This is a genomic window from Campylobacter concisus, assembly GCF_002092855.1.
Taxonomy (GTDB): Bacteria; Campylobacterota; Campylobacteria; order Campylobacterales; family Campylobacteraceae; genus Campylobacter_A; species Campylobacter_A concisus_AI.
This window is the reverse complement of record NZ_LVLC01000005.1, coordinates 1-567: the sequence shown is the minus strand read 5'-3', so window position 1 is coordinate 567 and position 567 is coordinate 1. Positions and strand designations below refer to the sequence as shown.

Annotated in this window: 1 protein-coding gene and 1 pseudogene; both read right to left on the bottom strand. The window is 46.2% G+C overall.

Features of this window, described 5'->3' with window-relative positions; translation table 11 throughout:
* A partial coding sequence (locus tag A3223_RS04265; RefSeq protein WP_180378698.1) for a DNA-3-methyladenine glycosylase I occupies nt 1-151 on the bottom strand: 151 nt, incomplete at its 3' end.
* Between the two features lie 9 nt (nt 152-160).
* Nucleotides 161-567, bottom strand: a pseudogene (locus A3223_RS04260) (NAD-dependent epimerase); the annotation flags it as partial.

The following is a 567-nucleotide window of genomic DNA, read 5'->3' as shown; positions in this document are numbered from 1 at the left end:
TTTGAAGCACTGCAGGCCACGAAAGTCCCGCCTGAGAACCCTCCAGAACTAGCATGTCGAAGAAGTTGCTATCATCTTTAAATAATTTGCCCCACTCGTTATCGTGGGAAGCTATATCAAGCGCACCTTTTGACCAATCACATCGCCTCATCTGCTTTCCTTAAATCTTAACTCCGTAAAACTCGCAGTACCACTCGACAAATTTAGCCACACCGTCGTTTACCTTTGTATTTGGCTTGTAGTCAAAGTCAGCCACCAAATCGCTCACATCAGCAAATGTCGCTGGCACGTCGCCTGCTTGAAGTGGGAGGAAATTTTTCTTGATCTCGCGGCCGATCTTTATCTCAACCGCCTTGATGTAGTCCATGAGCTCGACTGGGCTGTTGTTACCGATATTATATACCTTAAACGGCGCTTTTGAAGTAGCAGGGTCTGGGTGCTTTGCGTCCCAAGCTGGGTTTGGCTTGGCTGGGTTGTCGATGCATTTAATTATGCCCTTTACGATGTCGTCCACGTAGGTAAACTCGCGCTTCATCTTGTCATAGTTAAAAACATCGATAGTTTTAT